The organism is Peribacillus sp. NPDC097284 (genome assembly GCF_044761765.1).
GTDB lineage: Bacteria > Bacillota > Bacilli > Bacillales > DSM-1321 > Peribacillus.
In genome coordinates this window covers 120,676-126,776 of sequence record NZ_JBIWCZ010000010.1, presented here as the reverse complement: position 1 = coordinate 126,776, position 6,101 = coordinate 120,676, and the positions used below count along the sequence as shown (strand labels likewise).

The following is a 6,101-nucleotide window of genomic DNA, read 5'->3' as shown; positions in this document are numbered from 1 at the left end:
AGCATCTTTATCACCTCAAGTTTTAATACTTTTATTTTAAAATAAAAAAGACTGTAGGCAAAGTCGATTTTCATCGAGTTTGTCTACAGTCTGAGGTTGCCCCCTTTTATCTTGGGGCAACCTATTTTTCATTTAATGGCCATTTGAATGGGTCCCTTCTATCTCCTCTTTCCTTTCTGTATACTTAAATATCAATTTTTTCCAGTCCTGGCTCTTATAACTGATTCTTCTTCACGCAAAAAACCCCCTTCTCTGGTAGATTTCGTCAGAGAAAGAGGTTTCGGATCGTGATGAAAGATAAAGCAAACAAAAATTTATGATGAAAGATTACTCTGTAATGCATTTTATGATTTGCTCATCCTATAATAGCCATAATCAATCGATTAAAAATTAGTGCATAGCGATTTTCATGCTATTTATTTGGTTTGTTGTTTATTCATAGCACTCATCATTTGATTAATTTTCTTTTGGGACGGTTTCATACCCATTTGCATCATCATCATGAAAAGCCCTGTTATATCAACGTTTTACTATTCTATATTCGCACCTATTCTGTTGAAGAAAAATATACCATAATTAGTTTTAAAAGTCTATTCAGATGCATTCTATTGTGAAAGTCAGGTTAATCATTCCTCACTTTTCAAAAATCTATAGTTATTGAGAAGGCTGAAATCCAATACAGGAATTTCAGCAGTTCAATAGGCAATCATCACTTCTACGTTTGTCGGGATGATGATTACTTTTACAGGAGAATACGTAGTTTTACCGATACTCTTTTAATTGTACTACCTCTAGCAACTTAATAATATCGTTATTATTAATTCGTCGGCTATAGAATAAGTAAGGCGCGATGCTATACCCCAATAGGTGAATTTTAATTATGCAGGTATCATTGAGGGTCTCTATCGCTCAAATTACATAAGCATGGAAGAGGATGGCTTTGTTGTATGTAGCGGTAGTTCTAATATTAAGTTACCTCTTATGCATCAAACCTATTCTTAGAACATTCCCAAACTTTTGAAGGGCTGTTACTGGGTGAAGTACGTTAAGCTTTTAGGCATTGTTTAAAAAAGTAATGTTGATTGTTCTATGAATTGTACAATTTTAAGAAACTCATCAGGGTTAGTATCAAACCATTCCTTACCAAGTGCTGTCCCAATCTTTTTGTTTCTATAAGTAAGTATATTATGAACAGCTTGCTCCAAAACAAGTGAATTATTTGTTTTTATAATTACTGCTATTTTGGGTTTTTCTGGCAATGCTGTAGAAGCTTGCGAAAGTATCCTTTGTAAAGGGTCTCTATCGGTTTTTCCAATTTTACATGCCCACGTATCCTTTTGCCGATTTAATTGATAACTCGGTAAATAGTATAAGTAGACAGCACTAGTACCTTCTCCCAACACTATATCTGCTTCATAGTCGTCTTTTGTCTCTTCACTACTTTCTGTATGATGATTTTTAATATTATCACGAATAGGGACAGTAACATCAGTTTCTTCACTAACTTTAAAACTACTATCAGAAATTACCCAATATCCATAAGAAGGGTTATCTGCTAATCCTTCTTTTTTTAGTATTTCCAAGGCTTTTTTTATAATTCTTGACTTATCCCCTGCAATGGTATCCTTTCCGCCTCTGTCTAAATGAGTCTTTGTAACCTCATTTTGAATCGTCTGCCTCATTTCTAATCTTCCAATAAATAATTCTAAAATTAGATGTTTACAAACTTTTGGTGTAAGTGGTAAATTTTTATATTGATATTCAATATATTCCTTCAAATATATCGTACCTCCAATTTTTCTTCATTTTCACTAAAAGTAAGTGTTAAAAATACGTTTTCAACTTAAAAACATCTTTAGCTTTTACCAATTAATCCTAAAAAATTACTCCTAATACAGTATTTACCTGTTTATTAGTGACCGGGTTAGTGACCGAAAAATTGCTCTAAGTCTGTGGTTTTACAGAAAACCAGTGAGCTTTTATTTAACTCACTGGCTAATTTTCATTTTTTATACAAATCTCATATCAAACAATTTGCAGATAAATAACTAAAAAGTATTAAATTTTTGGTATGCTCTGTTCTTATCTTCAGCTTTTTTTGAATCAATAAATCCATTCTTAGGTACAATTGATTTTAAATCGTTTACATATGCAATAAAATTTGGTTTTAAAGTTTTACTGCCTTGAATTTGAAAATCTCTTTTTAACAGAAGCTGCTTTGGTTTCATTTTTTTATAAAAGTCAAAGTATTTATACTTAGGATTTACACTTCCATGGTGATTAATTTTCAAAGCAATCCTATAATCTAGTAATTCACTTTGATTAATTAATGTATCTTCAATATCCCTCAATTGGTTTCTTGTTGCATCCCCTGTAAAAAAAGTTGAACCAACTCGGCAAATTAGACTCATTTCATTTTTTAACTTTCTTATAATTGCACTTTCAATTTCATCCCACATTTCTGAATAATCAGATTTACTTAACTTGTATTTTTTTCTATCCAATAGCTTCCCAGTACGTAAATCCTTGATTAGCTTATGAGTATTAATAGCTTTTAACCAAGAGGAAGTCGAAGGGGTATATGAACTAATTTTAGAAATAAAGTCGTTTATTAATATTGTAGTCTTATTTGCTGACTTGGTTGGAAATGTCTCAAATTCGAAAATCCCTTTTCCCTTAAAGTCCATATCCCACGGATACAAAATGTTTGCTGGGGCTTTTACGCTATAAACTCGGAAAATATTATCTTCATTTGTTTCAATCCATCTATAACTTCCTTCAAATAACATTGGAAATCTCAAATTAACATCATTAAACGTAAAGCGAAGTTTCTCTACTATATATACGAGTGGTGATAATATTACAAAATCTGGTTCTAATTCTTCGATTATAGTATTTGCTAATCCAATGTGGTCTTCATCTCCATGACTGATTACAAAACAATCCAGGTTAGAGAATAAACATTTATACTTCTTTATTATATCTTCACCATTCTTTGTCTTTCCAGCATCAATTAGATACTGGTATGTTTCTTTTATCCAAAAAGACTCAGAGCGTGAAGCATAATTGGTCATAATTCCCCATCCCACTATTTCAACTCCCCTTCAATCCCCCACTACGCAATGAAACTTCTTTCAAATTTAATTACTGGGTAATCTCCTGATTAAATTTTACCTATTCATTTTGAAATAAAATGTTGTCCATCAGCATCAAAATGGTTATATCCCTTATCAAATTAAGCAACATGATTAGGTATGATTAGCAACCCATTTTTAGCATCTTTGTTATGTTAACTTACATCTAAATAGAAGATATAAGTTAACATAAGCCAACAGAATAATACCTTTTATACTTCAATTCCAAATAACTCACCCAGAATATTATCTTTTTCTTCATGTTTCTTCTCAAGTGTTTTCAATAGCTTTTCTACAAATTTGTAGTGCATAATATAAATTTGAGAATGTTCCATTAGGTCCCTCATCAACTCTACATTATCAGGTACTTTATTAAATTCAACAATAATTTCTCCAGTAAAATTATTTAAACATCCATACTTTTTAATTATATCAATTCTTCTATAATCAAAATTATGTACAGGTTTTTCAATACACGGATAAATGTTTTTATATTTCATTACAATATAGTATATAAATTGTATATAATATTTGCGGCTACCACTTTTAACTGTGGTAAACGATATACAATCTCCTAACTCTTGATAATATTCATTAACGCCCAAAATACTCCTATCTATCTGATAAGAATTGAAGTTAGTTGAAAGAAAATTAAAATGGGTTATATCTTCATTTTGTCCCTGAAGGCTATTGACTATTTCTTTCAGTTTAGGTATTAAAAATACCTTTTCGAACTTTTCTTTTTCCATTTCTACAATTAAATTTAAGACATTGTCAGTTTCAAGTGAATCAAATCGCTTTTCAATTAACCTAGAGAGTATTCCATACATTTCTTTATCTGGAAGATTCAATATAAATTTTGCTGTAAAAAATTCCTGAAAAGTCCTATGCTGAAAATTATATTTTAGCCCCTCTAGATAAAAAAGACATACAGATTCTACGATATCCGCTATAAAGTCTTCCGTCTCAAAGTTATTTATTTTTGTAATTCTTTTAGAGTAATTGATATATTTTTCTAATGTAGAATAATTAAAGGTTGTAGTTGAATCCATATAGCTTAATGCTGATAACGCATATAATATCTTAACAAACTCATCGTAACCTATATCTTTATTTGTTTTATGTTGCCTTTTGAATGATTTTGTTGCGTCATGTTTAGAATATAAAACAGTAAAAGCATTTGCATAAAATAAATGTACTTTTTCTGGAACATCAGCAAATTCTTCATAAGTTAGAAACATTAAGTTTAACAAAAGAGGATTTGAACAAAATGATTTGTGTAGGTCAAATAGATTATGCTCCAATTCGTATAAAAATTTCCCTTTAATCTCAGATGGATAATTCAATTTCTCTATTAGAGTAATTGCTTTTTCTTTATCAAGAGGGACTAAATCAAAATTAATTGAATTATTCCAACCATTAAATAAGGTATCACTCCTTCGTGAGGATAGTATAAAATGATTATCATCATACGAATCTGTTAAAGCAACAATTTCCTGTATGAGTTTTTCTCGCTTACTATCTAATACTTCATCAAAACCATCTAACAATATTAAATATCTACCGCTATTTAATGATTTTTCAAGGTAACTCATTTCTAAATCGAATTTCAAATTACTTAAAGATAAATAAATGCATTCAACTAATGAAATTTCTTTGTCATTTAACATTTTTAATTCTACAAATATGGGAATATAATTAGTATTAATAATACTGTTTATAAAGAAATGCTTAATTAAGGTAGACTTCCCGATTCCACCACTTCCATAAATTGTGACGAAATTATTTTTGTTTATTATGTTATTTACATCACTTGTATCAATAACTGTATTCTTATATTTCAAATTCATATTAATATAAAAATCATATAAGGGTACGTTTTTGTCTCTATAAAATATAGTTTTGGTATAACTATATTTCTTTGTTGCCGCGGAAAGATAATTTTCAAATGCTAACCCTGTTTTAATTTTCAACTTTTTTAATTGGTCAGCACCCATTTTTCCCAATCCTTTTGTTATTTTATCAACATTTTTTTCAACAAGGTTTACTACAATTTTATTTAAATCTACACCTATCTCCACTTATTTCCCCCTATAATTCCTCTTAGTCCTATTAAAGAGTTATATTTTCACAAACAATATTCCTTTTAGTTTCCATTCAGTGTTGAAATTGATAAGTGAAAGATTTTGCCGCAAGTTGGTTGTCAGTTACTTGATATAATAGAGAATTACCTATATAGAGAATGACACCTACAAGACAAAGATTATTAAATTTCATTTTTTGCTTTAATTTATTTTTCTCCTTGGATTTTTATATGTTAAACGGATTAAAGAAAATAATCAAATTCACTTATACGTTATTAAAGTAATTTATATAACTCTTATATAATAGTTATATTTTATTATTATACCCTTTTTGTGGAATGCAAATATTCAAATTTAAATATTAAAATCCACATAAAAGCACACGAGAAAAATATGTCATTAGACACATTTATAAGATTTTTCACACGGTATAGGATATTTAACATTTTGAGGGAGCAGAACACCCCAATCCAGCAAATAAAAGCCTAATTGATTTTTTTCCTAATTCTTATTTCAACTTTAAAAATTGCCCGATAAGTAATCCAGCTTTCCTCATAATTAAATTCATGCAAAAAAAAGTCTAAGAACTCAGCATCCCATACTACTCCTAAATTATCTAATAATACAATTGTTGAGAAATTCTTATCTCTTTTGCGTTCTATTTCTTCGAAATATTTAACCTTATCCAAAATCTTATTCATATCTCGAAATACTTGTTCACGCATTGTCTCCTTCGTATCTCCATTGACCCATTGTAATATGTAATCCATCAGTATCACATCTTCCTATTTTTATCTATATTTTACCATTCTCTATTATAATCAAATGGGAAAGTGAGACTTTTTCACTAAATATACAAATTTAAAAGACTTCTAAAATACTA

The 6,101-nt window shown here is 29.3% G+C and carries 4 protein-coding genes and 1 pseudogene; all 5 read right to left on the bottom strand.

Annotated elements, in window-relative coordinates; translation table 11 throughout:
- Positions 1-416: 416 nt before the first annotated feature.
- A pseudogene (locus tag ACIQXU_RS16735) lies at positions 417-509 on the bottom strand (YneF family protein); the annotation flags it as partial.
- A 555-nt stretch (positions 510-1,064) separates the two neighbouring features.
- A complete protein-coding gene (locus tag ACIQXU_RS16730; RefSeq protein ID WP_402991083.1) occupies positions 1,065-1,778 on the bottom strand; it encodes a GIY-YIG nuclease family protein in 714 nt (237 codons plus the stop codon).
- A 270-nt stretch (positions 1,779-2,048) separates the two neighbouring features.
- On the bottom strand, positions 2,049-3,089 hold the full coding sequence (locus ACIQXU_RS16725; protein WP_402991080.1) for an MBL fold metallo-hydrolase: 1,041 nt from the start codon (positions 3,087-3,089) through the stop codon (positions 2,049-2,051).
- A gap of 257 nt (positions 3,090-3,346) precedes the next feature.
- The gene (locus ACIQXU_RS16720) at positions 3,347-5,215 is read right to left on the bottom strand and encodes an NACHT domain-containing protein (protein WP_402991077.1); all 1,869 of its coding nucleotides are present in this window, start codon (positions 5,213-5,215) and stop codon (positions 3,347-3,349) included.
- Between the two features lie 488 nt (positions 5,216-5,703).
- Positions 5,704-5,988 carry a hypothetical protein gene (locus ACIQXU_RS16715; protein ID WP_402991074.1) on the bottom strand — a complete coding sequence of 95 codons (285 nt, stop codon included), beginning with the start codon at positions 5,986-5,988 and terminating at the stop codon, positions 5,704-5,706.
- Between the last annotated feature and the right edge of the window lie 113 nt (positions 5,989-6,101).

Coding starts and splice junctions, on each gene's coding strand:
- ACIQXU_RS16715 (WP_402991074.1), bottom strand. CDS start 5,988: ATGGATTACATATTACAATGGGTCAATGGAGATACGAAGGAGACAATG.